The 24,167-nt window shown below is 26.5% G+C and carries 41 protein-coding genes, 2 tRNA genes, 2 pseudogenes and 1 riboswitch; of the genes and pseudogenes, 24 read left to right on the plus strand and 21 right to left on the minus strand.

Translation table 11 applies throughout. From position 1 onward, the window contains the following. Positions 1-4 precede the first annotated feature (4 nt). Together Q0X98_RS04805 and Q0X98_RS04810 are read left to right on the plus strand one after the other, a co-directional pair. Positions 5-421 (plus strand): MBL fold metallo-hydrolase, encoded by a 417-nt coding sequence (locus Q0X98_RS04805; RefSeq protein WP_297681865.1) that lies wholly within the window; start codon positions 5-7, stop codon positions 419-421. Positions 422-459: 38 nt separating this feature from the next. Further along, positions 460-774: a hypothetical protein gene (locus tag Q0X98_RS04810; protein WP_297681866.1), complete on the plus strand. Its 315-nt coding sequence runs from the start codon at positions 460-462 to the stop codon at positions 772-774. On the opposite strand, the gene Q0X98_RS04815 is transcribed toward Q0X98_RS04810, so the two are convergent. From Q0X98_RS04815 to Q0X98_RS04825, 3 genes are read right to left on the minus strand one after another with little or no spacing between them, the layout of a single operon-like run. Continuing rightward, positions 769-1,281, minus strand: coding sequence for a glutathione peroxidase (locus tag Q0X98_RS04815; RefSeq protein ID WP_320415275.1), 513 nt, complete (start codon positions 1,279-1,281; stop codon positions 769-771). The genes Q0X98_RS04810 and Q0X98_RS04815 overlap by 6 nt on opposite strands. A 38-nt stretch (positions 1,282-1,319) precedes the next feature. Further along, positions 1,320-2,492 carry a Na+/H+ antiporter NhaA gene (gene nhaA / locus Q0X98_RS04820; protein WP_297681868.1) on the minus strand — a complete coding sequence of 391 codons (1,173 nt, stop codon included), beginning with the start codon at positions 2,490-2,492 and terminating at the stop codon, positions 1,320-1,322. Positions 2,493-2,498: 6 nt separating this feature from the next. Then, entirely contained in the window at positions 2,499-2,954 is a 456-nt protein-coding gene (locus Q0X98_RS04825; RefSeq protein WP_297681869.1) for a zinc-ribbon domain-containing protein, read from the minus strand. A 94-nt stretch (positions 2,955-3,048) separates the two neighbouring features. Here Q0X98_RS04825 and Q0X98_RS04830 point away from each other — a divergent pair. From Q0X98_RS04830 to Q0X98_RS04910, 17 genes and pseudogenes are all read left to right on the plus strand, one after another. Next, positions 3,049-3,125: transfer RNA gene (locus Q0X98_RS04830), tRNA-Pro, on the plus strand. Positions 3,126-3,131: 6 nt separating this feature from the next. Further along, on the plus strand, positions 3,132-3,413 hold the full coding sequence (locus Q0X98_RS04835) for an ETC complex I subunit (RefSeq protein ID WP_297681870.1): 282 nt from the start codon (positions 3,132-3,134) through the stop codon (positions 3,411-3,413). 3 nt (positions 3,414-3,416) lie between these two features. Further along, the gene (locus Q0X98_RS04840; protein WP_297681871.1) at positions 3,417-4,397 is read left to right on the plus strand and encodes a putative transporter; all 981 of its coding nucleotides are present in this window, start codon (positions 3,417-3,419) and stop codon (positions 4,395-4,397) included. A 12-nt stretch (positions 4,398-4,409) separates the two neighbouring features. Beyond that, positions 4,410-5,078 (plus strand): annotated as a pseudogene (locus tag Q0X98_RS04845) (fructose-bisphosphatase class II). Beyond that, on the plus strand, positions 5,059-5,292 hold the full coding sequence (locus tag Q0X98_RS04850; protein ID WP_297681872.1) for a fructose-bisphosphatase class II: 234 nt from the start codon (positions 5,059-5,061) through the stop codon (positions 5,290-5,292). The pseudogene Q0X98_RS04845 and the gene Q0X98_RS04850 overlap by 20 nt, the downstream one beginning before the upstream one ends. 306 nt (positions 5,293-5,598) lie before the next feature. Then, a complete protein-coding gene (locus tag Q0X98_RS04855; RefSeq protein WP_297682044.1) occupies positions 5,599-5,916 on the plus strand; it encodes a DHH family phosphoesterase in 318 nt (105 codons plus the stop codon). A 433-nt stretch (positions 5,917-6,349) separates the two neighbouring features. Further along, positions 6,350-6,565: a DHHA1 domain-containing protein gene (locus Q0X98_RS04860; RefSeq protein WP_297682045.1), complete on the plus strand. Its 216-nt coding sequence runs from the start codon at positions 6,350-6,352 to the stop codon at positions 6,563-6,565. Beyond that, positions 6,537-6,689, plus strand: coding sequence for a hypothetical protein (locus Q0X98_RS04865; protein ID WP_297681873.1), 153 nt, complete (start codon positions 6,537-6,539; stop codon positions 6,687-6,689). Before Q0X98_RS04860 ends, Q0X98_RS04865 begins: the two co-directional genes overlap by 29 nt. A gap of 75 nt (positions 6,690-6,764) precedes the next feature. Beyond that, positions 6,765-6,941, plus strand: a complete 177-nt coding sequence (locus tag Q0X98_RS04870) for a hypothetical protein (protein ID WP_297681874.1) — start codon at positions 6,765-6,767, stop codon at positions 6,939-6,941. A gap of 151 nt (positions 6,942-7,092) precedes the next feature. Then, positions 7,093-7,167 (plus strand) — tRNA-Glu (locus tag Q0X98_RS04875). A 3-nt stretch (positions 7,168-7,170) separates the two neighbouring features. After that, positions 7,171-7,329 (plus strand): GIY-YIG nuclease family protein, encoded by a 159-nt coding sequence (locus tag Q0X98_RS04880; RefSeq protein ID WP_297681875.1) that lies wholly within the window; start codon positions 7,171-7,173, stop codon positions 7,327-7,329. 95 nt (positions 7,330-7,424) lie between these two features. Next, positions 7,425-7,607, plus strand: a complete 183-nt coding sequence (locus tag Q0X98_RS04885; RefSeq protein WP_297681876.1) for a hypothetical protein — start codon at positions 7,425-7,427, stop codon at positions 7,605-7,607. A gap of 374 nt (positions 7,608-7,981) precedes the next feature. After that, positions 7,982-8,383 carry a glycosyltransferase gene (locus Q0X98_RS04890; RefSeq protein ID WP_297681877.1) on the plus strand — a complete coding sequence of 134 codons (402 nt, stop codon included), beginning with the start codon at positions 7,982-7,984 and terminating at the stop codon, positions 8,381-8,383. Positions 8,384-8,683: 300 nt separating this feature from the next. Beyond that, the gene (locus Q0X98_RS04895) at positions 8,684-9,502 is read left to right on the plus strand and encodes a glycosyltransferase (protein ID WP_297681878.1); all 819 of its coding nucleotides are present in this window, start codon (positions 8,684-8,686) and stop codon (positions 9,500-9,502) included. Continuing rightward, positions 9,503-10,417: a glycosyltransferase family A protein gene (locus Q0X98_RS04900; protein WP_297681879.1), complete on the plus strand. Its 915-nt coding sequence runs from the start codon at positions 9,503-9,505 to the stop codon at positions 10,415-10,417. A 49-nt stretch (positions 10,418-10,466) separates the two neighbouring features. Next, the gene (locus tag Q0X98_RS04905) at positions 10,467-11,267 is read left to right on the plus strand and encodes an NAD-dependent epimerase/dehydratase family protein (protein WP_297681880.1); all 801 of its coding nucleotides are present in this window, start codon (positions 10,467-10,469) and stop codon (positions 11,265-11,267) included. A 209-nt stretch (positions 11,268-11,476) separates the two neighbouring features. After that, positions 11,477-12,157: a class I SAM-dependent methyltransferase gene (locus Q0X98_RS04910; RefSeq protein WP_297681881.1), complete on the plus strand. Its 681-nt coding sequence runs from the start codon at positions 11,477-11,479 to the stop codon at positions 12,155-12,157. Here Q0X98_RS04910 and Q0X98_RS04915 read toward each other — a convergent pair. The 6 genes from Q0X98_RS04915 to Q0X98_RS04940 all read right to left on the minus strand — a co-directional run bounded on the left by Q0X98_RS04915 (position 12,154) and on the right by Q0X98_RS04940 (position 13,954). After that, positions 12,154-12,735, minus strand: a complete 582-nt coding sequence (locus Q0X98_RS04915) for a hypothetical protein (RefSeq protein WP_297681882.1) — start codon at positions 12,733-12,735, stop codon at positions 12,154-12,156. The two genes, Q0X98_RS04910 and Q0X98_RS04915, sit on opposite strands and share 4 nt — an antisense overlap. Positions 12,736-12,866: 131 nt before the next feature. After that, a complete protein-coding gene (locus tag Q0X98_RS04920; RefSeq protein ID WP_297681883.1) occupies positions 12,867-13,001 on the minus strand; it encodes a hypothetical protein in 135 nt (44 codons plus the stop codon). Between the two features lie 34 nt (positions 13,002-13,035). After that, the gene (locus Q0X98_RS04925) at positions 13,036-13,245 is read right to left on the minus strand and encodes a tyrosine-type recombinase/integrase (protein ID WP_320415281.1); all 210 of its coding nucleotides are present in this window, start codon (positions 13,243-13,245) and stop codon (positions 13,036-13,038) included. After that, positions 13,197-13,394, minus strand: a complete 198-nt coding sequence (locus Q0X98_RS04930; protein ID WP_297681884.1) for a hypothetical protein — start codon at positions 13,392-13,394, stop codon at positions 13,197-13,199. Before Q0X98_RS04930 ends, Q0X98_RS04925 begins: the two co-directional genes overlap by 49 nt. Before the next feature lie 144 nt (positions 13,395-13,538). After that, a complete protein-coding gene (locus tag Q0X98_RS04935) occupies positions 13,539-13,724 on the minus strand; it encodes a hypothetical protein (protein WP_297681885.1) in 186 nt (61 codons plus the stop codon). Further along, the gene (locus tag Q0X98_RS04940) at positions 13,712-13,954 is read right to left on the minus strand and encodes a hypothetical protein (protein WP_297681886.1); all 243 of its coding nucleotides are present in this window, start codon (positions 13,952-13,954) and stop codon (positions 13,712-13,714) included. The genes Q0X98_RS04935 and Q0X98_RS04940 overlap by 13 nt, the downstream gene beginning before the upstream one ends. Before the next feature lie 108 nt (positions 13,955-14,062). Here Q0X98_RS04940 and Q0X98_RS04945 point away from each other — a divergent pair, with 108 nt between their 5' ends. The 3 genes from Q0X98_RS04945 to Q0X98_RS04955 are packed head-to-tail and all read left to right on the plus strand — an operon-like array spanning position 14,063 to position 15,268. Continuing rightward, on the plus strand, positions 14,063-14,536 hold the full coding sequence (locus Q0X98_RS04945) for a DUF2938 family protein (RefSeq protein WP_297681887.1): 474 nt from the start codon (positions 14,063-14,065) through the stop codon (positions 14,534-14,536). A 35-nt stretch (positions 14,537-14,571) separates the two neighbouring features. After that, entirely contained in the window at positions 14,572-15,009 is a 438-nt protein-coding gene (locus Q0X98_RS04950) for a GNAT family N-acetyltransferase (protein WP_297681888.1), read from the plus strand. Next, positions 14,990-15,268 carry an MGMT family protein gene (locus Q0X98_RS04955; RefSeq protein WP_297681889.1) on the plus strand — a complete coding sequence of 93 codons (279 nt, stop codon included), beginning with the start codon at positions 14,990-14,992 and terminating at the stop codon, positions 15,266-15,268. The genes Q0X98_RS04950 and Q0X98_RS04955 overlap by 20 nt, the downstream gene beginning before the upstream one ends. A gap of 552 nt (positions 15,269-15,820) precedes the next feature. On the opposite strand, the gene Q0X98_RS04960 is transcribed toward Q0X98_RS04955, so the two are convergent. The 8 genes from Q0X98_RS04960 to rplM all read right to left on the minus strand — a co-directional run bounded on the left by Q0X98_RS04960 (position 15,821) and on the right by rplM (position 21,049). Continuing rightward, positions 15,821-16,663 carry a DMT family transporter gene (locus Q0X98_RS04960; RefSeq protein WP_297681890.1) on the minus strand — a complete coding sequence of 281 codons (843 nt, stop codon included), beginning with the start codon at positions 16,661-16,663 and terminating at the stop codon, positions 15,821-15,823. After that, positions 16,663-17,580, minus strand: coding sequence for an AEC family transporter (locus Q0X98_RS04965; protein WP_297681891.1), 918 nt, complete (start codon positions 17,578-17,580; stop codon positions 16,663-16,665). The genes Q0X98_RS04960 and Q0X98_RS04965 overlap by 1 nt, the downstream gene beginning before the upstream one ends. Positions 17,581-17,625: 45 nt before the next feature. Beyond that, positions 17,626-18,243 carry an ACT domain-containing protein gene (locus Q0X98_RS04970; protein ID WP_320415282.1) on the minus strand — a complete coding sequence of 206 codons (618 nt, stop codon included), beginning with the start codon at positions 18,241-18,243 and terminating at the stop codon, positions 17,626-17,628. Continuing rightward, the gene (locus Q0X98_RS04975) at positions 18,228-18,557 is read right to left on the minus strand and encodes a hypothetical protein (RefSeq protein ID WP_320415283.1); all 330 of its coding nucleotides are present in this window, start codon (positions 18,555-18,557) and stop codon (positions 18,228-18,230) included. The genes Q0X98_RS04970 and Q0X98_RS04975 overlap by 16 nt, the downstream gene beginning before the upstream one ends. Before the next feature lie 314 nt (positions 18,558-18,871). Then, on the minus strand, positions 18,872-19,099 hold the full coding sequence (locus Q0X98_RS04980) for a hypothetical protein (protein WP_297681892.1): 228 nt from the start codon (positions 19,097-19,099) through the stop codon (positions 18,872-18,874). Next, complete coding sequence (argC, locus tag Q0X98_RS04985; protein WP_297681893.1) at positions 19,099-20,118, minus strand: N-acetyl-gamma-glutamyl-phosphate reductase; 1,020 nt, start codon at positions 20,116-20,118, stop codon at positions 19,099-19,101. Before argC ends, Q0X98_RS04980 begins: the two co-directional genes overlap by 1 nt. A 33-nt stretch (positions 20,119-20,151) precedes the next feature. Further along, entirely contained in the window at positions 20,152-20,589 is a 438-nt protein-coding gene (rpsI, locus tag Q0X98_RS04990) for a 30S ribosomal protein S9 (protein ID WP_297681894.1), read from the minus strand. Position 20,590: 1 nt separating this feature from the next. Further along, on the minus strand, positions 20,591-21,049 hold the full coding sequence (rplM, locus tag Q0X98_RS04995; protein ID WP_297681895.1) for a 50S ribosomal protein L13: 459 nt from the start codon (positions 21,047-21,049) through the stop codon (positions 20,591-20,593). A gap of 137 nt (positions 21,050-21,186) precedes the next feature. Continuing rightward, positions 21,187-21,253, plus strand: a riboswitch (SAM riboswitch). 1 nt (position 21,254) lies between these two features. Between rplM and Q0X98_RS07480 the strand changes: the two are divergent. After that, positions 21,255-22,585, plus strand: a pseudogene (locus Q0X98_RS07480) (PLP-dependent transferase). Between the two features lie 43 nt (positions 22,586-22,628). Here the strand turns inward: Q0X98_RS07480 and Q0X98_RS05015 are convergent. The 3 genes from Q0X98_RS05015 to Q0X98_RS05025 are packed head-to-tail and all read right to left on the minus strand — an operon-like array spanning position 22,629 to position 23,560. Then, positions 22,629-23,033: a COX15/CtaA family protein gene (locus Q0X98_RS05015; RefSeq protein ID WP_297681898.1), complete on the minus strand. Its 405-nt coding sequence runs from the start codon at positions 23,031-23,033 to the stop codon at positions 22,629-22,631. Then, positions 22,942-23,472 (minus strand): COX15/CtaA family protein, encoded by a 531-nt coding sequence (locus Q0X98_RS05020; RefSeq protein WP_320415276.1) that lies wholly within the window; start codon positions 23,470-23,472, stop codon positions 22,942-22,944. The genes Q0X98_RS05015 and Q0X98_RS05020 overlap by 92 nt, the downstream gene beginning before the upstream one ends. Further along, complete coding sequence (locus tag Q0X98_RS05025) at positions 23,438-23,560, minus strand: COX15/CtaA family protein (RefSeq protein WP_297681899.1); 123 nt, start codon at positions 23,558-23,560, stop codon at positions 23,438-23,440. Before Q0X98_RS05025 ends, Q0X98_RS05020 begins: the two co-directional genes overlap by 35 nt. Before the next feature lie 124 nt (positions 23,561-23,684). Between Q0X98_RS05025 and Q0X98_RS05030 the strand changes: the two genes are divergently transcribed. Continuing rightward, a complete protein-coding gene (locus tag Q0X98_RS05030) occupies positions 23,685-23,975 on the plus strand; it encodes a chorismate mutase (RefSeq protein ID WP_297681900.1) in 291 nt (96 codons plus the stop codon). On the opposite strand, the gene Q0X98_RS05035 is transcribed toward Q0X98_RS05030, so the two are convergent. Beyond that, the gene (locus tag Q0X98_RS05035) at positions 23,976-24,167 is read right to left on the minus strand and encodes a 50S ribosomal protein L33 (protein ID WP_028036963.1); all 192 of its coding nucleotides are present in this window, start codon (positions 24,165-24,167) and stop codon (positions 23,976-23,978) included. It abuts the gene before it with no gap.

Below are 24,167 nucleotides of genomic sequence, written 5' to 3' on the forward strand. Positions count from 1 at the left end.
GATTATGAAGTTTATAATTCTAGGATGTGGTAGTTCAATGGGTGTGCCTCGACCTGATGGCTATTTTGGTAATTGTGACCCTAAAAATAAAAAAAATTATAGAACAAGATGTTCAGCATTAATAAAAACAGATGTTGAAAATGTATTAATTGATACATCACCAGATTTACGTAATCAAATATTGAGTCAAAAAATTAAGAAAATTGATAAAGTTTTTTATTCACATATGCATGCCGACCAAACACATGGGATTAATGATTTAAGATCTTTCTTTATTAGAAATAAAAATCCTATTAATGTTTTTGCTGACAAGATTACATCAAAATATCTAAGAAAAACTTTCTCCTATTGCTTTGATACTTATAGTAATGAATATCCAGCAACACTTAAATTGAATATATTGATAAAAATTTATTTATAAAAAGTAAAAAAAGGAATATTTCAATCAAACCTATTAAAGTGCAGCATGGTAACGTTCAATCTATTTGTTATATCATAGATAAAAAAATAGCTTATATAAGTGATGTAAGTAAAATTTTTGAAAAAGATTATGAATATTTTAAAAATTTAAAATATCTTATTGTTGATTGTTTGTGGTACAAATATCATCCTTCACATTTTAATTTAGATAAATCTCTAGAAATGATAGAAAAGTTTTCTCCTAAAAATGCTATATTAACTAATCTTCATACAGATATAGATTATAATGAAATAAAAAAAAGATTACCTAAAAATATTATTCCGGCATATGACGGCTTGTCGGTAACTTTATAAAATCTGATTTAATTTATTAATAATTTTTTTTGACATTGGACCAGTAAATGAGGCAAAAGTATCTTCAACTTTACCATGCTTATTTATCAAAATTTTATGAAAATTCCATTTAGGTACAGTAGATTTACCAAAAGTATCTTTTGCCCATATATATATTGGATGTGCATTACTGCCCTTAACATCGTACTTGCTAGTCATTGGAAAAGTAATATTAAAATTTGTTTCACAGAATTTTTTTATCTCTTTTTCTGTCCCTGGTTCTTGAGCTCCAAATTGATTAGTAGGGACGCCAACAACAACTAGACCTTTATCTTTAAATTCATCGTATAGTTTTTGTAGATCATCATATTGTTTCGTAAAACCACAATTACTTGCAACATTTACTAATAATATAGTTTTACCAGTATATTTAGAAAGATCTAAACTATCACCGTTAATTGAGTTTATTTTGAAATCAAAAAAAATTTTTGAGTTATCAGACAAAGTCTTGTTAAAAAAAGAAAACATAAATATTATTAAATAAATGATAATTTTTTTATTAAACATTATTTTTTTGAAGACATTAACAAGATAACGTACCCAAAGACAGTAGACAATAATGATCCAGTTAATACACCAATTTTAACACCATCTATATACTGAGTATTTTCTACAAAAGCTAAGTTTCCAACAAACAAACTCATCGTAAAACCTATACCTGTTAAAATAGAAACACCATATAAGCTCATCCAATTTGAATTGTTTGGTGCTTCTGCAAATTTTAATTTAATAGAAACATATGAAAAGAACAAAACTCCAATTTGCTTTCCAAAAAATAATCCACATAAAATACCAAGAGGGACTGGTGCTAGTAGACTAGATAATGATAATCCAGCTAAATTAACGCCAGCATTAGCAAATGCAAACAGCGGCATTATCATAAACGCTACATAAGGTGAAATTGCATGTTCTATCTTAACAAGTAGTGAAAAATCTCTATCTTTAATTCTGTGTGGTATTGTTGAGGCTAATAATACCCCCGCGATTGTTGCATGAATTCCAGACTTATATGTAAAATACCACATAAATAAACCAATAATTAGATAAGGGATAAATTTTTTCACTGAAAATTTATTTAAAATTAAAAGTAAAATATAACTTAATAAAATTAGAGTTAGATATGGAACACTTAAATCACCAGAATAAAAGAAAGCTATTATTAATATAGCACCAAGATCATCTATAATAGCTAATGCTGTTAAAAAAACTTTTAACGATATGGGTACCCTTGATCCTAATAAAGATAATATACCCAAAGAAAATGCAATATCTGTAGCTGAAGGTATAGCCCATCCATTCATAGTTTCAGAATCTCCCCAGTTAATAAAAACATAAAAAAGGGCAGGCACCACCATACCTCCAACGGCTGCTATAATTGGAAGCATTGCTTGTTTAATGTTTGATAGTTCTCCTTGTATAAATTCTCTTTTGATTTCTAAAGTAACAAAGAAGAAAAAAATTGCCATCAAAGCATCATTTATCCAGTGATGAACAGAAAGTTTTAATCCAAATTCATTAATACCAATAAATAAGTATTTTTCTAAACTATGAAAATATAGATCACTTAAATCACTGTTGCTTATTACTAGAGCAAGTACTGCTGCTATTAACAGTATTAACCCACTTGCTGCTTCAAGTTTAAAAAACCATTTAAAAGGTTTGGATAAATAATTAATCATAATAAATTAATATAGGTCTATAATAAATAGTTTAATATCTTTCAATGTTTCAAATAAGCTAAATAAAACAAATTCTAAATCAGGAAATATGTCTATCAAGGGTGATTTTAGAGTATCAAGTAAAATCATTAATGCTATTAATGATATTATAAAAACTATTAAATAAGAAAAAAATTTACTACCAGTATTTTTTGTTTTTTCTTCTTTTTTCTTTTTGATTATTTTTTTGGATATAAGTTGATTCTTTTTGAATTCAATATCTTTTTTCTTTTCAGTATCATCAGGTTCAATCTCATTATTATCAACATTGTCATTTAGTGCTAAAGGAATTGAGCTTACAACCTCAACTTTATAAAGCCAAACGTGATTACACGATCCACATTTTAAATCTCTTCCATCTTCAGGTATTAAAGTAGGGTCAATCTTAAATTTTTTGTTACAATTAGGACAAGCAATAATCATGCTTCGTTATATATCAGATTTTTATTAAAATTCTTTTAATTTTGACCTCTTTATACTTTGAAATATTCAATAACTGCTGTATTAGTACACGGATCGGAGTGTAGCGCAGCCTGGTAGCGCATCTGGTTTGGGACCAGAGGGTCGCAGGTTCGAATCCTGCCACTCCGACCATCAATTATGAATAAAGCAATAATATATATACCTAACAAAAATCCTATGCAGTCCGGAACTGCAAAAAATAATAAGTGGGTTTTAGAATTTATAACTAAAGATCCTACAAAAAATCCTTTAATGGGGTGGGAAAGTTCATCAGATACATTAACTGAATTAAAATTGGAATTTTCATCAAAAGAATTAGCTATCAACTATGCAAAAAAGAAAAAAATTGATTTTGATTTAATTGAACCCAAAAAAAGAAAAACTGTAAAAAAATCATACGCTGATAATTTTTTAAAATAATAAATGTTTAGATTTTTTAAATTGAGAAAATGGTTAATGTGGTCATGGTTTGGATCATTTATCATTTTATCCTCTTTATGGGTTCAGGTTAAAATTGATGTCAAAATTAACGAGTGGTTTGGGGTTTTTTATGACATGATCCAAAAAGCTCTTGCAACGCCTAATGCAATAACTATTGAAGAATACTGGGCTAGTTTAGCTTCATTTATTACATTGGCAGGGATGTACATAGCACTTTATGTAGCCATCAGTTTTTTTACAGCTCACTACTTATTCAGATGGAGAACAGCAATGGTTGAGTGGTATCATAGTGTTTATGATAAGGCTGGTAAAATTGAAGGTGCATCACAAAGAGTTCAAGAAGATACAATTAAATTTACTCGTATTATGGAAGGTCTTGGTACAAGTTTTATTGAGTCTGTAATGGTTTTAATTCAATTTGTTCCAATTCTATTAAGTTTGTCAATTGGTATACCCATTTTCTTTTTTGGTGATTGGCAATATGGATTAATTACGGGAGCTTTACTGTGGACAATTGGTGGTACAATTTTCTTAATAGGATTAGGTTGGTTGTTAAGATTGGTTGGTGTTGAATATGACCTTCAAAAAAAGGAAGCAGCATATAGAAAAATTTTAGTAATAGCTGAAGATGATAACAATGTACGGCCAAAAACAATAAATGAATTATTTGATGACGTACGTTCAATTCATTTTTTAAGCTATATACGTTATTTATATTTTAATGTTGGTAGAATGGCCTATTTGCAAGCAAATGTATTATCTGCTTATGTTTTTTTAGCACCTGCAATAGTTGCTGGTGTAGTTACATTAGGAGTTATGCAGCAAATTATAAGAGCCTTTGGTAGAGTAGAAGGTTCAATGCAATATCTTTTAAAAGCATGGCCAACAATAATTGAACTAGCTAGTGTTTATAAAAGATTAAGAGAATTTGAATATCAAATTAACAGCAAAGATATTAGTTGATGAAAAAATTTAATGGCAATTGATAAAAAATTTATTGAAAAATTTTGCAATGTTACATCAAAAGCAGCTTTAGCTGCATCATATTTAGTCGGTAAAAAAGACAAAATAGCAGCTGATCAAGCTGCAGTTGACTCTATGAGATCTGAGCTAAATAAAATTAATATGAATGGTCAAGTTGTAATAGGTGAGGGATCATTAGATGAGGCTCCTTTACTTTATACTGGCGAACTTTTAGGTACAAAAAATGGTCCAGATTTTGATATTGCTGTAGATCCTGTTGAAGGAACAAATTTTGTAGCAAATAATTTACCTGGTGGAATTGCTGTTTTAGCTATTGGAGAAAAAGGTAATTTATTTAATGCTCCAGAAACTTATATGAATAAAATTGCTACTGGAAAAATTGATAAAGGCTTAATTGATTTGATTATCCTTTAGAAAAAAATATTAAAAATTTATCTGAATTTAAAAATAAAGATATTTCTTCATTAACTGTTTGTATATTGATAGGCCTAGACATAAAAAGATTATTGATAAACTTAAAGATTTAAAGTAAACATTAAACTTATTACAGATGGTGATGTGCTTGGTGCATTATATGTTTCAGATCCTAAATATAATGTTGATATGTTTTTAGGTATTGGTGGTGGTCCTGAAGGTGTTATTGCTGCATGCTGCTCTTGATGCTTATGATTGTCATTTTCAAGGGAGATTTATTTTTGATAATGAAAAAGATATTAATGAAGCTAAATCAATGGGTATAACTGATTTAAACAAAAAATATGAATTAAACGAAATTGTTAAAGGAGATTCTCTTTTTTGTGCATCAGGAATAACTAGTAGTGAAGTTTTAAATGGAATTATTATTGAGGAAGATAAATTTATAGTGAAACTTTAGTTACTCACAAAAATACTAATTTTAAAGAAATAGTTAAAAGTGTTAATTCAATAAATGAATGATTTCTGTTTCTGGTAAAACTTGGATACAACAAAAAGTTAATAAAAATTTAGTTGAAAAAGTTAAACAAGACTATGGTTTAGGAATATTTTATCACAGTTAATCATTTCAAGAAATTATGATTCTTCAGAAATATATGGGATTAATAATAAACAAAATTAACTAAATATATTTAAAGATGATTAAGATTATCAAAAAGCATCTTTAATTCTTTTAAATTCTATTAAAAATAATGAAAATATTTGTATTTTAGGTGATTATGATGTCGATGGTGCTTGTGCTACATCATTATTAGTTAGATATTTTAATCATATTAATCAAAAACATTTTTTTTATATCCCTGATAGAATTAACGATGGTTATGGAGCCAGTAAAAAACTTTTTCAAAAATTAATTTTAAAAAAACCTAAATTAGTAATAATGGTTGATTGTGGCTCAACTTCAAATGAGGCAATTGATTATCTTAAACAAAATAATATTAAATCAATAATAATTGATCATCATGAAATTAATAATCCTTATCCAAATCAGATGCTATTATTAATCCAAAAAAGAATCTATTAAAAAAGAAAACTCTCTTTTGTGTGCTACAGCTTTAACATATTTTTTTATAGATATTTTAATTAAAAAAACTAAATCAAATTTTAAATTATCAAATTTTCTAATTTATGTATTGCTTGCAACTATATGTGATGTAATGCCATTAAGAAAAATTAATAAGATTATTGCACAAAATACTATTGATAGATTTTAACTTAAAGATAATTTAGCTTTAAGTTATTATATTTGATCAATATAATTTAAAAAAAAAATAACTATTGATGATTTAGGTTTTTTAATTGGACCAATAATTAATGCTGGTGGAAGACTTAATTATTCAAAATATGGTGTTGAATTATTATCTTCAGATAATTATGAAATTATTAAAGATAGAGCTATTAAATTAATTAACCTCAATAATAAAAGAAAAAAAATAGAACAAAATATTTTAAATGAAATAGATTTTGAAAAAATTAAAAATGAAAATAAGAATGTTATAATTTATTATAGAAATAATTTAAATGAAGGATTGATTGGTATTATTGCTTCAAGATTAAAAGATTATTTTAACAAACCTTCAATTGTTATTACAAAATCTAATAATAGTCTTAAAGCTTCAGCTAGATCTACTTCATCTTATAATATTGGATCATTTAATCAAATCATTAATTGATAATAATATTATTGATAAGGGTGGTGGTCACAATATGGCTGCTGGATTTACGATGAAAAAAAATAATATTAAACTTTTAGATAATTTTATTCAAAAAGATTATTTAAAAAAATATTCTGATTAAGAATCTAAACAATTATGATATTGAGAATATCTTCATCTGCAATTAATTAAGAAATTTATTAATGAAATTAATAAATTGGGACCATTTGGAAATTTTAATTTTTTACCAACTTTCTTAATTAAAAATGTTAAAATTATTAAATATAAGATTATTAATAACAAACATATATCAGTCATAATAAAACCTGAAATTGGTCCATCAATCAAAGCAATATGTTTTAATTGTTTAAATACTAAAATAGGTAATATTTAGTAACTATAAAAAAAAGATTAATATTATTGCTCAAATACATGAAAATATTTGGAATAATAAAAAAACAATTCAATTAAATATTAAAGATTTAATTCTTTAGCTTAATAAGTCTTGAATTTATCGTAACTTTTAAAATAAAAGACCCATCAATGGTCCCTTCGTCTATCGGTTAGGACAGCTGGTTTTCATCCTGCAAAGGGGGGTTCGATTCCCCCAGGGACCGCCATTTATGTCATTTTTTGTTTATATGATTTTATCAAAGCATAAAGATAAATTCATTAGTTATGTTGGCTATACAAACAACATAAGAAATAGAATTTCATTACATAATTCATCTAAAGGAGCTAAATTTACAAAAGGTAAGAAGTGGGAAGTTAATTTATTTTAAGAAATATCAAAATAAAGTAGATGCAATGAAAAATGAGTATAAATTAAAAAAAGATTACAAATTGAGATTAAAGATTAAAAAAGATTTTATAAAAAATGTATAAGAAAATATTTATTATATTGCCATACAAAGAAAGTTTAAAACCTCACTTAGCTGGTGCTGTCTCAATATATGTTCAAGACACAACAAAATATTCTAAATATAAAAAAAATATAAAAATTATTTCATCGGACAATATTAATAAAGAAAGTTATTTAGAAATAAAAATTATATATTAAATTTTTGTAAAAAATATCAGAAAAAAAAAATTGATATTATTGAAATTCATAATAGGCCAGAATATTTACCATACATAAAAAAATTTTTTCCTAATGTAAAAATAAATTTATTTTTTCATAATGATCCATTATCTTTAAGAGGATCACAAAATATCGAAGAACGTGAATTTATTATTAAAAACACGAACAAAATAATTTTTATTAGTAGATGGATTCAAAAAATGTTTTATTCACAACTGAAAAATGTTGATATTTCAAAATCAATATTATTCATCATGGGATTAATAAAAAAAGAAATATAAATTTAAGTAAAAAAGAAAAAAATATTTTATTTGTTGGAAAATTAAATAGATCAAAAGGATACCATATTTTTTGTGAAGGTAGCCTATAAATTTAAAAAACATGATCCCAGTTGGAAATTTTTAGCGATAGGGAATGAAACTAGAAAAGAGATTTTTCCTATTGAAGGTTCTGTTAATGAATTAGGATATTTAAAAAATAATGATGTATTAAAATATTATGAAAAATCTGAAATAGCTATTGGTAATTCTGTATGGAATGAACCCCTTGGTAGAATTGCGATTGAATCTAGCAGCAGAAAATGTTTGCCAATAATATCTAATATAGCTGGTCTTTCAGAGTCAAAAAAAATAGCACATGTTTTAAAAGAAAATAATTCAAATGAAATTTTTAGATTTCTAAAAAAAATTACTCTAACAAAATATATAGACGTGAAAAACAAAATGAATTTTATAATAATAATAATTTTAATTTGATAGAAATTTCAAAAGAATTAGATAATTTAAGAAATGAGTTATTTACTAATAAGCATAAATTAACCAATACAATAGTAAAAAAATTTTACATATAGCAAATTTCAATGAAAATTCTGATGGAAGATTATTCTATTCTTTTGCTAATAAAATTAATAATGGTTTTATTAAAAATAATCATGTTGTCGAAATAATTAGTGATAGATCTTATCTTAAAATAATAAAAGTATTTTTAATCCATTTAATAATAATCAAAAATTTAATAACAAAATACTAAATACATTAAAAAATTTTTCACCCGACATGTTATTAATTGGCCATGTCTTCAATATTAATGAAAAAGTTTTTTCTTATTGTAAGGAAAAAAATATTAAGATTTGTTCATGGTATATAGATTCTATCTCTAAAGAGTTTCTTAATTTAGATAAAGAAAAAAAATTTTTTTATAATCTAGAACATGTGGATAAATGTTTTATAACATCTTCTCCAAAATTATTTAAAAAACACAAATTATATAATAAATTAAGATTTATTCCTAATCCAGTTGATAGTTCAATTGATAACTATAAAAATTTTGATAATAAAAATTTAGAATTTGATATTTTTTCTGCAATTAGTCATGGTCAAAATAGAGGCTTATTAAAAAAAGGCAAATCAGATAGTCGTGAAAAATTAATTAAAAATTTAATCATCAATGTGCCTGAAATAAAGTTTGCATCTTTTGGTCTGGATAAATTTGAACCTATCTGGGGATCAAATTATTATTATTATTTATCAAAATCTAAAATGGCTTTAAATATAAGTCGTGGTTTATATCAAAAACTTTATTCTAGTGACAGAATATCATCTTTAATTGGAAATGGTCTATTAGTCTTTATAGATAAAAAAACAGAATTAAATAAGTTGTTTAATGATAAACAAGTTGTGTTTTATAATAATGAAAAAGATTTAATTAATAAAATTTTATATTATGCTTCAAATGATAAAATTAGAATTAAGTTAGCAAAATCTGCTTATAATAAATATCATAAATATATGAATAATATGATACTCACAAACTATATGTTAAGTTCCGTTGATCTAATTAATAAGAAAAATCCTTTTTGGCACAACATGAAATAAATGTTTTCTATACTAATTCCTACTTATAATAATTTAGAATATTTAAAAATATGCATTGATAGTATTAAAAAGAATTCTAATTTCAAACATCAAATAATAGTACACGTTAATGAGGGTAGCGATGGAACTATTGAATATTTAAAAGAAAATAATTTAGACTTTACTTATAGTGAAAAAAATATTGGAATGTCTTTGGCATTAAATAAAGCATCAAAATTAGCTAAATTAGATTATATTTTAATCTCACATGATGATTTTTATTATTGTCCTAATTGGGATAAAGAGTTTGTAAATGAATTGGATTTATTAAATCATAATAATTTTTATCTTATCTGGGACAATGGTAAATGCTGTATCATTTTTGAAAAAAATGATTTATCAAAACCACCTGTATTTAATGCAGGTTTAACGTTTAAAGAATTTGATGAAGTCAGATTACTCGAAAACCTTAATCAAATTAAAACTATTGATTTTCAGGGCAGCACAAAACATCCAGCATTAGTCCACATTGATATATGGAAAAAAGTTGGTGGTTGGAGTGAAGATTATTTTCCTACTGGGGGAGATGATAGTGATTTTAACATGAAACTATGGAATGAAAACATAAGAATTTTCAAAGGACTTGGAAAATCTTCTGTTTATCATTTTGGTTCAATTACTACTAGAAAAAAAGATAAAAGTTTGTTCACATATTTGGGCAGTAAAGGCAACAAGATTTTTTTAAAAAAGTGGAAGATAGGAATTAATTTTTTTGAAAAATTTTATTTAAGATCAGGATTAGATAAAAATAAAAATAAAATTTTTATTAAATATGATGGACCTTTAACAGAACCTATAAAAAATATTGAATATTATTTTGAATTACTCAAAACAAAATTACAGTTATTTTATCTTAAAATTATTAACTATAAATAAAAATTTTAAATTTAGATTTATTATAAAATGTTATAAATATATATTTATTATGAATAAAGTTTTAATAACAGGTGTTGCTGGTTTATTGGGGTCCAGATTAGCGAGTTGGATTATCGAAAATACAAATTATGAAGTTATTGGTATAGATGATTTAAGTGGTGGCTATACTGAAAATATTCATAATAAAGTCAAATTTTATAAGTTTAACTTGAATAACTTAGAGGCTTTAAAGGGTGTTTTTGAAAAAGAAAAAATTTCAATTGTTTATCATTTTGCCGCCTATGCTGCAGAGGGATTAAGTCCATTTATTAGAAAATATAATTATGATAACAATTTGATAACATCAACAAATTTAATTACATGTAGCATTCAATATAATGTTTCAAGATTTATTTTTGCAAGCTCTATGTCTGTTTATGGAGACAAATACAAACCTCCATTTAGTGAAGATATGAAACAAGCACCAATAGATCCTTATGCTGTTGCAAAATATGCTGTTGAAATGGACCTTGAAATTGCTTTTAAACAACACGGTTTAAATTATACAATTGTTCGTCCGCATAACTTTTATGGGATAAACCAAAATATTTGGGATAAATATAGAAATGTTTTGGGTATATGGATGTATCAACTTTTAAATAAACAAAACCCTACTATTTTTGGTGACGGATCTCAAATCAGAGCTTTTAGTTATGTTGATGACTCAATAATACCTTTCTGGAATGCATCACAAAAAGATAATTGTATAGGTGAAATTATTAATTTAGGTGGAATCAAGGAATACACAATTAACGATGCTTGTGATGCATTGATCAATGTAACAGGTCAAAATTTAAACCAGTATATTTAGAAGCAAGACACGAAACAAAATACGCTTGGTCTACATGGGAAAAATCAGTTAAATTATTAGATTTTAAACACCAAGTAGATTTAGAGGAGGGGTTAAGCAAAATGTGGGTATGGGCTCAAAAACAACCTAATAGAGAGAGATTTATCTGGCCAAAATATGAGCTTAATAAAGGCATTTATGAATACTGGAAAAATTAAGTATACAAACTAATGGAAGATTTAAATTTTTTTACACTTTTAAAAAATAGAATTTACTGTTTTTTATTTATAGAAAGATTTAATAAAAAGTTACAAATAGATTTTCCTAAAAATTTTCAAAGATGGGATTTGATTCAACATTTAATAGATAAATATGATTATAAAAATTATCTTGAAATAGGTTGTGATAAAGATCAATCTTTTTCAAAAATTTCTGTTGATACAAAAGTAGGAGTTGATCCCATTAGTGGGGGTAATGTTAGAAAAACAAGTGATGATTTTTTTCAAGATAACAAGCAAAATTTTGATATAATTTTTATTGATGGTCTGCATCATTATGAACAAGTCAAAAAAGATATTAATAATTCACTAAAGTTTCTGAATAAAAATGGTTTTATTTTAGTACATGATTGTTTGCCAAGAACCAAGGCTCATCAATCTATACCACGATATAGGGGTTCGTGGAATGGAGATGTTTGGAAGGCTATAGTTGAATTAAGAACTAAAGAAAATCTAAATATTTTTACAAGTCAAATAGATTTAGGTGTTGGTGTAATTAAAAAAGAAATGAATTCAAATATATTAAAAACTAACATAAAAAATTTTAAGGATCTCAAATTTAAAGACTATTATTATAATTATAAAAATTTTATGAATATTAAGTCTTACGAAGATACTCTCAAAAGTGTTTAAAAATTTGGCCTTTTAAAGGATTTCTTACCCATTATAGATGCTTTCATTCCATCCCATCTATTTTTGTATTTAATTAAATTTTTCTTATCATTAATAATTGAATAATAAATAATCTTCAGTCTTGTTCTTAAGATTATTGGTAAAAAAAAAATTATAGCAAAGAAAAAACCATAATTCTTATTATAGTAGTGAAACTTTGACCATACAAAATGCCATGATCTAAGATCTCGTTGATCATTAACCTCATGTTCATTTTTAGACATCACAGAATTTCCTGCATCATGATAAACTTTAATTGTATTTATTTGATAATTTTTAAAGAATTTTTTTGATCTTAGACAATAATCATTTTCTTCAAAGTATAAAAAATAATTATTGTCAAATCCTCCAATTAAATCATAATTTTTTTTATAAAAAAACATGCAAGCTCCACTCAAAAATCTTAATTCAGCTATATCTTTATTATTTTGGCTTTGTTTTATTGATTTTGGATTTGCGTCTAAATATCTTGGTCCTAATACTGAAAATTTATTATCTAGTTGTTTTGCAGCATCTAAAAATTGCATAATATATTTCATTTATACCTCTTACATCGGGATTGCTTATTAAAAAATATTTCGTTTTAACAAAATTAACTCCATAATTAATTTGAGTGCTATATCCATTATTTGATATTAAATGAATATCACACCTGGATAACTACTTTTTATTACTGCTCTAACTCAGTATCTTTTGAATTATCAACAATTATAATCTTGAATTTTTTATAAAGATTTTTGATATAATCTATTGTTAAATTTTTACTTTTATATGTTAAAATTATAATTGTTACATCTTGATTCATGATTTAAATTTTAACCTTATTTAATGCATTATTTTTAAATAAGATTTGCTTCTTTAATATATCTTCTGACCATTTCTGTTGATTTATGACCTGTCATAGCCATTATACTTCTTTCTTCTGCTCCTGACTCTGCTGCTGATGTTGCAAAACCTGATCTTAAGCTATGTCCTGAATAATTTTTGCTATCTATACCTGCTAATTTAAATATTTCTTTATTATTAAAGCTACAGTTTGATCTGTTAATCTATTTTCTGTTAATTTAGAACCTTTTGAAAATCTTCTAAACAATGGTCCTGAATTTATTTTAGATATTTCAATCCAATTTTGTAATGATATTACTGGACAATACTCTGGATTATCAAAGTAGGGGAGTCCTTTCAAGAACCTTCCCATATTGGTCTGTTTTAGATCTTTCTAAGATTATTTTAACCCTTCTGAACAAATTCTAGATCATCATAATTCTAGTGAGACTATCTCATTTCTTCTAAAACCTCCTGAAAACCAATTAAGTATATTGTTCTATCTCTAAATTTTTAATTATCTTATTTTTAACCTATCTATTGCATTAATTAATGCTTTTAAATTATTGATTAATAATGGTTTTTTTCCTTTTTGATAGCTACCTTTTCTTCTTTTAATTCCCATTATATTTTCAATAATTGATGGATGTTTTGTATCCAAATAATGACCTTTTAATTTATGAATAACTCCTATTGATACCAATCTCCTTTTAAAGTGCTCATTTTAACTTCTTTAGTTGATAAATGAGTTAAATATAATGAAACTATTTTAGGTTCAGTTGGAAGAGACTTAAATCCATTTTTAGCACAAAATAATCCAAAATCATTAAAATCAGATTTATAAGCTCTTACTGTATTATTGCTTTTGAGTTTTGTAAGATTTAATAATGTTTCTTCTTGTAATGCTTTTATATCTGTTATTATATTATTCATATTATTACTATTGATAACCATTAATTATCGTTAGTAATATATTATATGTTTATAATGTCAATAGTTTAATTTTAAAGATTAAATATGGAAATTTGATAAGAATTTATAATGAATGATATTTTAAGTATTCTAGTTGCAGGTATTTTCTCATGCATAATTCTAGATATTCTTGGATATCTTTTAAAATTTATTGGAATTCCAGAACCTTCATGGGGAATTGTAGGAAGATGGGCTTATTATATGATCAAAAATGCAATTTTTTATAATCCTAAAATTATTGATATGCCTAAATTTAAAAACGAAGTCCTGCTTGGGTGGATTTTTCATTATTATATATCATTATGTTGGGCAGTTATTTATTATTTTATCTTCATAATACTTGGGGTTAATATGTCATATTTTTCAGGGCTAATTTTTGGAGCTACCACTACATTGGCACCATTATTGATATTTTTGCCTTTTACAGGCCAGGGTCTCTTAGCTTCAAATAGTGAAAACCCATTAAAAATATCTTTAGTTTTTTTAATCAGACATTCGCTATATGGTCTAGCTATGTTTGAGGGATTTAGATGGTTTACATAATGATATCAATAATTTAACATTTAAAACTAAACAAAATGATTAGAAAATTAGAGCGAAAAGATAAGGAAAATTGGATAAAATTATATTGTGGATACGCTAAATTTTACAAAGTCGCAATGAATCAAGAGATTTTAGATACTCTTTGGGAGTGGATTCATAATGAAACTCATGATGTTAATGCAATTTGTTATGAATTTAAGGGTAAAATTGTAGGTATTGCTCATTATAGAACAATGCCGAGACCAATTAAGGGGCAATATATTGGTTTTTTAGATGATTTGTTCGTAGAGCCAGAATTTAGAGGCCAACAAATAGCTCAAAAACTTATAATTTATCTAAAATCCTTATCTAAAGCCAATAATTGGGATGGAATTCGTTGGATTACCCACTCTTCCAATGAAAATGCAAAGAAATTATACGATAAAATAGCTAACAATACAGGTTTTGAACTCTATGAACTTAAAAGGGACTAAATTTCAACTAAAAGTCTGGAATTATTTAAAGAAAATACCAAAAGGTAAAGTTAAAACTTACCTAGAAGTTGCTAAAGCCATTGGAAAACCTAAAGCTTTCAGGGCAGTTGCTAATGCTGTAGGCAAAAACCCCTATCCTCCCAAAATACCCTGTCATAGAGTGATAAGATCTGATGGCAGCCTTGGTGGATACTCAGGAAAAGGTGGAATTCAGCAAAAAAGGCGATTACTGAGGTTAGAGAAGGTCTTAATTAAATAGCGTTTTTTATATATCAAAACGTTTAATCAGCCGCTAAAATAAACACTTTTAAGCTATTTTAACCTTTTTTCCCATTATTGGTATTATGCACCCTTCAGTTGTACTAGATATCGATCTTTGCTTAAAATAAGGTACTCTATGGCCCTTTAAAGCGTATATTCTAATAGTGCATTGCTCTAGTTTTCAATGATACCAATACTTATAGAAGATTTAAAAAAGGTTGTTTTTTTTGTTATTTTCACTCCCCTTCTGTACTTTTATTATTTTTAAATGTTTAAAAGTATTGATATTAAACAATTTTAGTCAATTACAATAAATTTGATTATTAATATAAGTTTTTATAAATATTAGATTGAATATCGGATTAATTTTTCTGTTTTTATTGCTTATTATTGAGATTAATAAAACATATAGTAATGTTTTTTTTACTATATAATAAAATTATCTATATTTTTATAAATCTAAATTAATTAATAATTACAATAATTTATCATATATAACTAATCTCATTACATTAATATATAGTAAATGATTTATTACTATTAATTTAACTTATCTTAGATAATATTCTCTCCTAGAAATATATAGTCCGCTTAACACTATAATGAAAAGACCCAGATAAGTCCAATTATCAGGAAGCTCATGGAAGAAATAATAACTAATAATGATATTGGTGATAATCTCTGTATAGCCTAAAGGGGCTAATTTAGAAGCATCAGCATATTTGAGTGATAAAATGATAAAAAGATGTGCTACAGAGGCTATAAGGCCGATTATAGCCATCATAATCCACTCATTTGGGGTTGGATTAACCCAAACTGAGGGCATAAATACACTAATTATTGCTAACCCTACTACACCAGTAAATAAAAGTGTTAAAAGCGAATTATCTGAAGTACTTAACTTTCTAGTTATTACTAAATAGAAGCCATAACAAATACCACAAGCTAGAGCTGCTAGAGTGGCTAAATTAACATCTATAAAGCCTGGTCTAATAACTATAAGTGTTCCTAAAAAACCCACAAGTACAGCTGACCACCTTCTAATACCAACTTTTTCACCAAGAAAAAATGGTGATAAAGCAGTGCATGTTATTGGAGCAACAAATGCAAGTGTTAATGCTTTTGGTAGTGAAATAACTGATATTGAATAAAAAAAGCATAAAGTTGAAAAAGCAAGAATTATTCCTCTAACAAGCTGAAGTTTTGGTCTTTTGCTCCAAACAAGGGTTTCTCTATAAAATAAAACCATTAAAGAAAGCGTGAAAACAACGGTAAAGAAATATCTAGCCCAAGTTATTTGAAAAACATCCATTGTAAGACTTAAATGTTTAGCAATTGCATCCATTACTGGAACAATCATCCAAGCTGTAGCATTTAATATTATTGCCTTCATCAAAGAAGGATACTGCTTAATAGAAGTATTTTAAAGCAAAGAATACGGTAATTGGAACAGTAATAAAAGACATAGACTGTTGAAACTACAATCATACTAGCAATACTATCGACAACCTTTTTAGAAGAATATAGAGATCCAACTAAATAAGTTAAAACAGCACTTGGCATTGAGCACTGTATCAATAATACACCTGCAGCAAATCCAGATAAATTAAAAGTTTTTATAATGGCAAAACCAATAATTGGACCAATAATTACTCTAGCAATTGAAGATATCAATGCAGACTTAAATGAAAATACTTTAAATCTAGTAAGCGCTATACCTAAAGACATTAAAATTAAAAAGATAGCTGCATAAGTCAACATCATTGTTGTATTAATTAAAAAAACAGGCACCTCAATTTCATAATATAGAAATAAAACAGATATTATAATTGCATAAAAAGGTGGACTTTTAAAAAGTAAATTAAAATCTAATTTCTTACTCGCAAGAAAAACTCCTAAGGTAAAATGAAATAAAATTACCAAAGAAGAAATGGTTGCAGCTATTCCAAGACCTTGAGTGCCATAAGCAAATAAACAAAGTGGAAGTCCCATGTTACCTGTATTAGGTAAAATAAAAGGAGGAAGTTCGGTAACTATATCTTTATTTAAAAATTTAAGAAATATAATACCAGTAATTGCAAACCCTAATATAGCTATTAAAGAGTACCAAAAATATTCTGCAAAAATATTAAAAGATATGCCAGTTGTTGTAACTGCATAAAAAACCATTGCAGGACTACCAATATTAGCAGCAAAGTTAGCAATAAATGTTGTATCTAATTTTGGATTTTTTTTACCTAAATAATACCCAATTCCTATAATAAAAAAAACTGGGAATAAAACTTCAAAAAGTTTTAAGTAGATTTCCATTAATTGTACAATCTGATTAACACAGGTGTTTTAAGAATGTTTTTATTATTTCTTGAATATAGATAAACAGTTGTTGCAATTAAGTTCAGAAGTTTTGTGAGTAATTATTACAATTGTAGCTTTATTATCTTTTTTATTTGGGGTTTGAATTAGTCTTTTTACAGATATTTTATATTTAGCTAATCGATTAGTAATTTGAGATAAAACACCTGGTTTATCTTTAACTTCAAATCTTAAATATAAAGAATTTACATAATTATTTACATTATAAGGTTTTAAAGATTTAAGTTTATTAACAGATACACCTAACGGTTTTTTAATATTACCTCTTAAAATAGATAATAAATCAGACAATAATGCAGAAGATGTAGGTCCTGGACCAGCACCCTCACCTTGTAAAATACTTTCACCAACTGGTTTTCCTTCAAGAATAACTGCATTCATCACACCAGTAACATTACCAATATAAGAATTTTTACTAACAAGGCATGGATGTACAGTTTCAAACAAATGACCATTTTTTAATTCAGATATTCCTAGAAGTTTAATTCTTAAATCTAATTGGTTTGCAATTTTAATATCTTTAAGATCAATCTTTTCAATTCCTTCCATTAAGCATTTATGTTTAGAAATTTTACTATTAAATGCTAATGAAGATAAAATTCTAACTTTTGCAAAGCATCAAAACCATTTAAATCTAACTTAGGATTTCCTGGTTCAGCATAACCAAGTTTTTGAGCTTTTTTGAGAACATCAGAAAAACTTTGATTAGAATTTTCCATTTCTGACAGGATATAATTAGATGTACCATTTAAAATTCCATAAACTTTTGAAATTTTATTAGTAGCTAAACCTTCTTTAATTGACCTTAATATTGGTATTCCACCTGCAACCGAAGCTTCAAATTCAAGATTAACATTATTTAGTTCTGCAATTTTAGCTAATTCATTACCATGTTTCGAGATTAAGTGCTTTATTTGGAGTTATTACATGAATTTTACTTTTTTAAAGCTGTTTCAACAACTTTTTTTGAAATCCCATCAGATAAACCTATGGCTTCAAACAAAATATCAATTTTTGTTTTTCTAAAAATATCTAACGGATTTTTAAAAAATATTTTTTTATTAATTTTAAATTGTCTTTTTTTATTTATATTTCTAGCTGATATGGCAACAACATTAATCTTCTTGCCTGTTTTAAGTTCGATATCTTTTTTTTTAGTGTTTCAATTCATTAAGCAAATAAGAGCCTACTTGACCAAGACCTACTACAGCAATATTTATTGATTTCTTCATTGGTTTATATCTGGATATTTACTTTTTTTTGTATAGTCATCTATATAAATCTTATATTCGTCATAAGTCATATTTGTTATGTCTTCTGACTTTTTTAATACTTCAGATAATTTTTTTTGATCTTCACTTTTTTTAACCACATCTTCTGTCCAATATTTAGAATCTTTGTTTAATGAACAATTAGTTAGAAAGAAAATAATAAAAAAAATAAAGACTAATTTCATTATAAAGCTGTTTTAATTGGGAAATTAAATTTCATATTTAAATTTTGTACTGCTTGACCTGCTCCACCTTTAATTAGATTGTCTATAGCTGAAATTATTACAATCTTATTTTTGTATTTAGATTTACAAACAGAAATGAAACAATTGTTTGAGTTAATGACATCATTTGTACTTAACAGACTGTTTGCTTTTAAAATTTTTACAAAATCATCATTCTTATAGAAATCTGTTAGTGTCTTAATTATTTTTGACTGAGTAACACCTTTTTCTAGATCAATATAAATAGTACTTAAAATACCTCGAAACATAGGAGTTAAATGAGGTGTAAAATTAAAACTTAATTTCTTTTTAGTAAATTTTTTTAACATTTGATCAATCTCTGAATTATGTCGATGAAAGCCAACACCATAGGCACTCAAAGATTCATATAGGTTTTTATCTTTATATTTTTTATGGACACCTCTACCAGCTCCTGAATAGCCAGATTTAGAATCCATTATTATATTGTTAACTTTAACTAAGTTTTTTTTAAAAAGAGGAATTAATGGTAAAAGTATTGAAGTTGGATAACAACCGGGACAAGATATGATCTGGTATCTACCTATGTCTTTTCCGTTAACTTCTGGAAGACAGTATATACTTTTCTTAATTAAATTTACTGCTCGATGTTTTTGTTTGTACCATTTTAAATATTCTGATCCTTTTTCTAATCTAAAATCAGCAGCTAAATCAATTAAAGTGATATTTTTTGTTAAATGTTTTGATATATCTTGAGCTTCTCCATTAGGTAATGCTGTAAAAACTACATCAACATCTTTTAAAAGTTTTTTATTAAATTTAATAATTTTTGGTAATTTTTTTCCTGAAAGAGATTTGTCATAACTAGAAATATTTTTTCCTACAGAACTATTTCCACATAGAAATCTTATATTTATAAATTTGTGTTTAATTAATAATTTAATTAATTGAACTCCAATATATCCAGTTGAACCAGCAACCAATGCATTAAGCTTAGGCATAATCTATTATAACAGTTTAAAATTAAAAAAGAATTATCTTTTAGAAAATTGAAAGCTTCTTCTAGCTTTTCTTCTACCAGGTTTTTTTCTCTCAACCGCTCTAGAGTCTCTGGTTGTAAGTTTTTCAGTCTTTAATGTAGATTTTAAATTTTCATCAAACATAACTAAAGCTTTAGAAATACCATGAACTAATGCTCCTGCTTGTCCAGTAGGTCCTCCTCCACTAACGCTACATCTAACATCATAATCTGTAGACTGGTTGATTATATCAAATGGTCTTGTAATTTGAAGATGATGAAATTCACTTGAAAAATATTCATTAAATAATTTTCCGTTAACATAAATTTTACCAGATCCTTTTTTTAACCATACCTTTGCAATAGAAGTTTTTCTTCTTCCTGTTGCGTATTTACTGTCTTTAAAGTCTAGTTTTAATTTAGGGGTTTTTGATGCTGTTTGAGTATTTTCCATATTAATTTCTAGCTAAGTTTTTACTGTTTAATTTACCTAACTCAATTACTTGAGGATTTTGTGCTGTATGTGGATGATCACTTCCAGAATAAATTTTTAATTTAGTTAATTGTTTTCTACCTAATACTCCACCTGGCAACATTCTTTTTACAGCAAGTTTTAAAGTTTCACCTGGTTTTTTTTCATGTAATTTTTCTGGTGTTGTTTCTTTAATTCCACCAGGGTGTCCAGTGTGTCTATAATAAATTTTTTCTTGAAATTTTTTTCCAGTAAATTTTGCTTGTTCAATATTTTTAACTACTACAAAATCTCCATGGTCCATATGAGGTGTGTAAGTAGTTTTATTTTTTCCTCTGATAATTTTAGATATTACAGTTGCTAATCTTCCAACTACAGCATTTGTTGCATCTATTTCATACCATGATGAAGTAACTTGGTCTTTTTTTACGAATTTTGTCATTGTGCCAGGATTAATACTATTATTAATTGCAAAGTCAATTTGATATTTGGCTTGTAATATAGGACTTATCTGTTAAAAAGATAATGCCGATTTGATCCTATTGCGGGCATATAACTGCTAAACAGGAATTTTCATTACATATCGGTAGGTATTTGAACTGTATTGTGCGCCTTACATTAAGTTAAAGCACTAAAAAAGGAGTAAAATGAGTACAAAAAGAAATAATCCAGAAACAATAGCAATTCATGGTGGCGACTATAGAAGTGACCCATCAACTAATGCGGTAGCTGTACCAATCTATAGAACTACATCATATCAATTCGATAGTACTGAGCATGCAGCAAACCTGTTTGCGCTAAAAGAATTTGGCAACATTTATACAAGAATCATGAATCCAACAAATGATGTTCTTGAAAAAAGAGTTGCTGCTCTTGATGGTGGTTTAGCTTGTCTTAACCGTTTCATCAGGACAAACTGCTTCTACTTTTGCAATTCTAAATGTTGCTCAAGCAGGTGATAATATTGTAAGTTCAACAGATCTTTATGGTGGGACAGTATCTTTGTTTACACATACATTAAGTAAACTTGGTATTGAAGTTAGATATGCTGACCCCTCTGATCCAAAGAACTTTGAAAAAGTTATTGATGAAAAAACAAGAGCTTTTTATGGTGAAACTTTACCAAATCCATATTTGAGAGTTTTTCCAATTCAAGAAGTGGCAGATATTGGTAAAAAATACAATATACCATTAATTGTTGATAACACCGCAGCACCAGTTATTTGCAAACCACTTGAACATGGCGCAGCTGTAGTTGTTTATTCGCTTACAAAATATATAGCTGGACATGGAACAGTTGTTGGTGGAGCCTTAGTTGATGGTGGTAATTTTGATTGGACAGCAGATCCAAAAAGACAACCACTATTTAATGAACCAGACGCAAGTTATGGTGGTGTAGTTTGGGGTAAAGCAGTACCTGAATTAACAGGTGCAAATGTTTCTTTTGCAGTAAGAGCTAGAGTAACTTTATTAAGAGATCTAGGATCAGCTTTATCACCTGATAATGCATTTGGTGTAATTCAAGGATTAGAAACTGTTGCTTTAAGAATGAAACAACACTGTGAAAATGCTGCAAAAGTTGTTGATTATCTTAAAAAACATAAAGCTATATCTAAAGTGATTTATGCAACTGAACATAATGAAGAAATTTCTAGCAGAGCTAAGAAATATCTTAAAAATGGAAATGGTGCATTAGTTGGTATTGAATTAGCAGGTGGAATAGAAGCTGGTAAAAAATTTATCGAAGTCTTTAAAAATGTTTTACCATGTTGCTAATATTGGTGATGCTAGAAGTTTAGCAATTCATCCAGCAACTACTACTCATAGTCAATTAACAGAAGATGAGCTTAGCTGCAGCGGTGTAACACCTGGATATGTCAGATTGTGTATCGGTTTAGAACATATTGACGATATTATTGATGACTTAGATCAAGCTTTAGATAAATCCTCAAAAGGCAACTTAAAAGCTGTAAGTTAACTTTAGTATTTATATGTCAACAAATAGAAATTAATTAATTTCTCTATATTTTGTAATATAAAGAAAATATAGAGTTGATAAGAATAATTAAAATAGAATTTATCTGGTGTAAAGATGCGTAAAAGATTTTTACTCCAGATAAAATAGTAAATATTCCCAAAACAACTTGTAAAAATAAACTAACTCCAATAATAATTATTGGTTTTCTGAATATTTTATTTTGATCTTTAAAAGTAAAAAAAAGAATATAAATATAAATACCTACAATTAAGTAAGCTAAATTTCTGTGAATAAACTGAACTATAGAAGGGTTATCAAAAACATTTATATTTAGAAATTCAATAAATTTGCTATCGTCAGGAAAGTAAGTTGTGCCCATCAAGGGCCAGGTATTGTAAACTTTTCCAGCATCCATACCTGAAACAAAAGCCCCTATTATTAATTGCAAAAATAACAAAAAAATAAAAAACTTTATTAAATTTATACTGATTGAAAAATATTGAGCTCTGAATTTTTGTTAATTTAAGAAATTTCCAAAATATAACAGACAAAATTACAAAAGCTGTTACTAAATGTAATGAAAGTCTGTAATGACTAACATCTACTCTATCAATTAAACCACTAGATACCATATACCATCCTATAAAACCTTGAAAACAAACTAATAAAAAAATCAATCCATAGGTTTTTAAAACCCAAAAACCATTTTTAATGGAAAAAAATATAAGTGGCATCATCACAGATAAACCGATTAGTCTGCCCAATTGACGATGACCCCACTCCCACCAAAAAATTACCTTAAATTCATTGAGGGTCATGTTGTAGTTTTGCTCATTAAATTCTGGAATGGTTTTATAAAGATTCAAAATAATCAATCCATTTATCATTTGTTAATGGTGGAACAAGTCCCACAAACAATTCCCAAGTTGTTATAGATAATCCAGAGTCAGTTAATCTTGTTAATCCACCAACCAAGATTATAAGAATTATCAGTCCAATTAGTGTAAGTAACCAGATTTTTAATTGATAATTTAAATGACTATTCTGACTGTACATATACAGATAAATATAATAATTATAAATTAATCCAATAAATTAAATGTCGCCAAAAAATAAAAAAAAATTAGAAGGAATAAGAATAAAACTAGATAAATTAGATAATAAACTTCTAGCTCTAATTAAATATCGAACATCTCTTGTCAAAGAAGTGCTTAAATTAAAAGAATTTAAAAAAGAAATAGTTGACCAAAAAAGAATTAATTTTATTTTAGATAAAATTAAAGGGAAATCTAAAAAACTTAAAATAGACCCAAAAATTACTAATCGTATATGGAAGAATATGATCTGGTCTTATATTGATTACGAAAGACGGAATTTTAAAAAGAAGTAATTATTTACTGTGAGGTGGAAGTTTTTTTTCCACGAATGTTTCGTGTTTTCTTGTAGCAGGATTGTATTTTTTAGCAGAAAGTTTAACTTTTGCCTTTTCGCCACCAGCAGGTTTTTTCACATAGTAAAAGAATGGGCTATCAGGTTTTGACTCTGGGACCAATCTTACTTTTACGTGTGTTTTTTTTGCCAT

The organism is uncultured Candidatus Pelagibacter sp. (assembly GCF_943788075.1).
Taxonomy (GTDB): Bacteria; Pseudomonadota; Alphaproteobacteria; order Pelagibacterales; family Pelagibacteraceae; genus Pelagibacter.

Bases quoted from the DNA above. Each gene is read 5' to 3' on its own strand.
- Q0X98_RS04825 (WP_297681869.1), bottom strand. From the start codon at position 2,954: ATGATTATTGCTTGTCCTAATTGTAACAAAAAATTTAAGATTGACCCT.
- Q0X98_RS04940 (WP_297681886.1), bottom strand. From the start codon at position 13,954: ATGAATAATATAATAACAGATATAAAAGCATTACAAGAAGAAACATTA.
- Q0X98_RS04905 (WP_297681880.1), top strand. From the start codon at position 10,467: ATGAATAAAGTTTTAATAACAGGTGTTGCTGGTTTATTGGGGTCCAGA.
- Q0X98_RS04965 (WP_297681891.1), bottom strand. From the start codon at position 17,580: ATGGAAATCTACTTAAAACTTTTTGAAGTTTTATTCCCAGTTTTTTTT.
- Q0X98_RS04980 (WP_297681892.1), bottom strand. From the start codon at position 19,099: ATGAAATTAGTCTTTATTTTTTTTATTATTTTCTTTCTAACTAATTGT.
- Q0X98_RS04920 (WP_297681883.1), bottom strand. From the start codon at position 13,001: ATGAATCAAGATGTAACAATTATAATTTTAACATATAAAAGTAAAAAT.
- Q0X98_RS05035 (WP_028036963.1), bottom strand. From the start codon at position 24,167: ATGGCAAAAAAAACACACGTAAAAGTAAGATTGGTCCCAGAGTCAAAA.
- Q0X98_RS05020 (WP_320415276.1), bottom strand. From the start codon at position 23,472: ATGATAAATGGATTGATTATTTTGAATCTTTATAAAACCATTCCAGAA.
- Q0X98_RS04950 (WP_297681888.1), top strand. From the start codon at position 14,572: ATGATTAGAAAATTAGAGCGAAAAGATAAGGAAAATTGGATAAAATTA.
- rpsI (WP_297681894.1), bottom strand. From the start codon at position 20,589: ATGGAAAATACTCAAACAGCATCAAAAACCCCTAAATTAAAACTAGAC.
- Q0X98_RS04910 (WP_297681881.1), top strand. From the start codon at position 11,477: ATGGAAGATTTAAATTTTTTTACACTTTTAAAAAATAGAATTTACTGT.
- Q0X98_RS04895 (WP_297681878.1), top strand. From the start codon at position 8,684: ATGTTATTAATTGGCCATGTCTTCAATATTAATGAAAAAGTTTTTTCT.
- Q0X98_RS04835 (WP_297681870.1), top strand. From the start codon at position 3,132: ATGAATAAAGCAATAATATATATACCTAACAAAAATCCTATGCAGTCC.
- Q0X98_RS04840 (WP_297681871.1), top strand. From the start codon at position 3,417: ATGTTTAGATTTTTTAAATTGAGAAAATGGTTAATGTGGTCATGGTTT.
- rplM (WP_297681895.1), bottom strand. From the start codon at position 21,049: ATGACAAAATTCGTAAAAAAAGACCAAGTTACTTCATCATGGTATGAA.
- Q0X98_RS05030 (WP_297681900.1), top strand. From the start codon at position 23,685: ATGTCGCCAAAAAATAAAAAAAAATTAGAAGGAATAAGAATAAAACTA.
- Q0X98_RS04955 (WP_297681889.1), top strand. From the start codon at position 14,990: ATGAACTTAAAAGGGACTAAATTTCAACTAAAAGTCTGGAATTATTTA.
- argC (WP_297681893.1), bottom strand. From the start codon at position 20,118: ATGCCTAAGCTTAATGCATTGGTTGCTGGTTCAACTGGATATATTGGA.
- nhaA (WP_297681868.1), bottom strand. From the start codon at position 2,492: ATGATTAATTATTTATCCAAACCTTTTAAATGGTTTTTTAAACTTGAA.
- Q0X98_RS04945 (WP_297681887.1), top strand. From the start codon at position 14,063: ATGAATGATATTTTAAGTATTCTAGTTGCAGGTATTTTCTCATGCATA.
- Q0X98_RS04960 (WP_297681890.1), bottom strand. From the start codon at position 16,663: ATGAAGGCAATAATATTAAATGCTACAGCTTGGATGATTGTTCCAGTA.
- Q0X98_RS04805 (WP_297681865.1), top strand. From the start codon at position 5: ATGAAGTTTATAATTCTAGGATGTGGTAGTTCAATGGGTGTGCCTCGA.
- Q0X98_RS04900 (WP_297681879.1), top strand. From the start codon at position 9,503: ATGTTTTCTATACTAATTCCTACTTATAATAATTTAGAATATTTAAAA.
- Q0X98_RS04815 (WP_320415275.1), bottom strand. From the start codon at position 1,281: ATGTTTTCTTTTTTTAACAAGACTTTGTCTGATAACTCAAAAATTTTT.
- Q0X98_RS04885 (WP_297681876.1), top strand. From the start codon at position 7,425: ATGTATAAGAAAATATTTATTATATTGCCATACAAAGAAAGTTTAAAA.
- Q0X98_RS04930 (WP_297681884.1), bottom strand. From the start codon at position 13,394: ATGGGAAGGTTCTTGAAAGGACTCCCCTACTTTGATAATCCAGAGTAT.
- Q0X98_RS04880 (WP_297681875.1), top strand. From the start codon at position 7,171: ATGTCATTTTTTGTTTATATGATTTTATCAAAGCATAAAGATAAATTC.
- Q0X98_RS04915 (WP_297681882.1), bottom strand. From the start codon at position 12,735: ATGAAATATATTATGCAATTTTTAGATGCTGCAAAACAACTAGATAAT.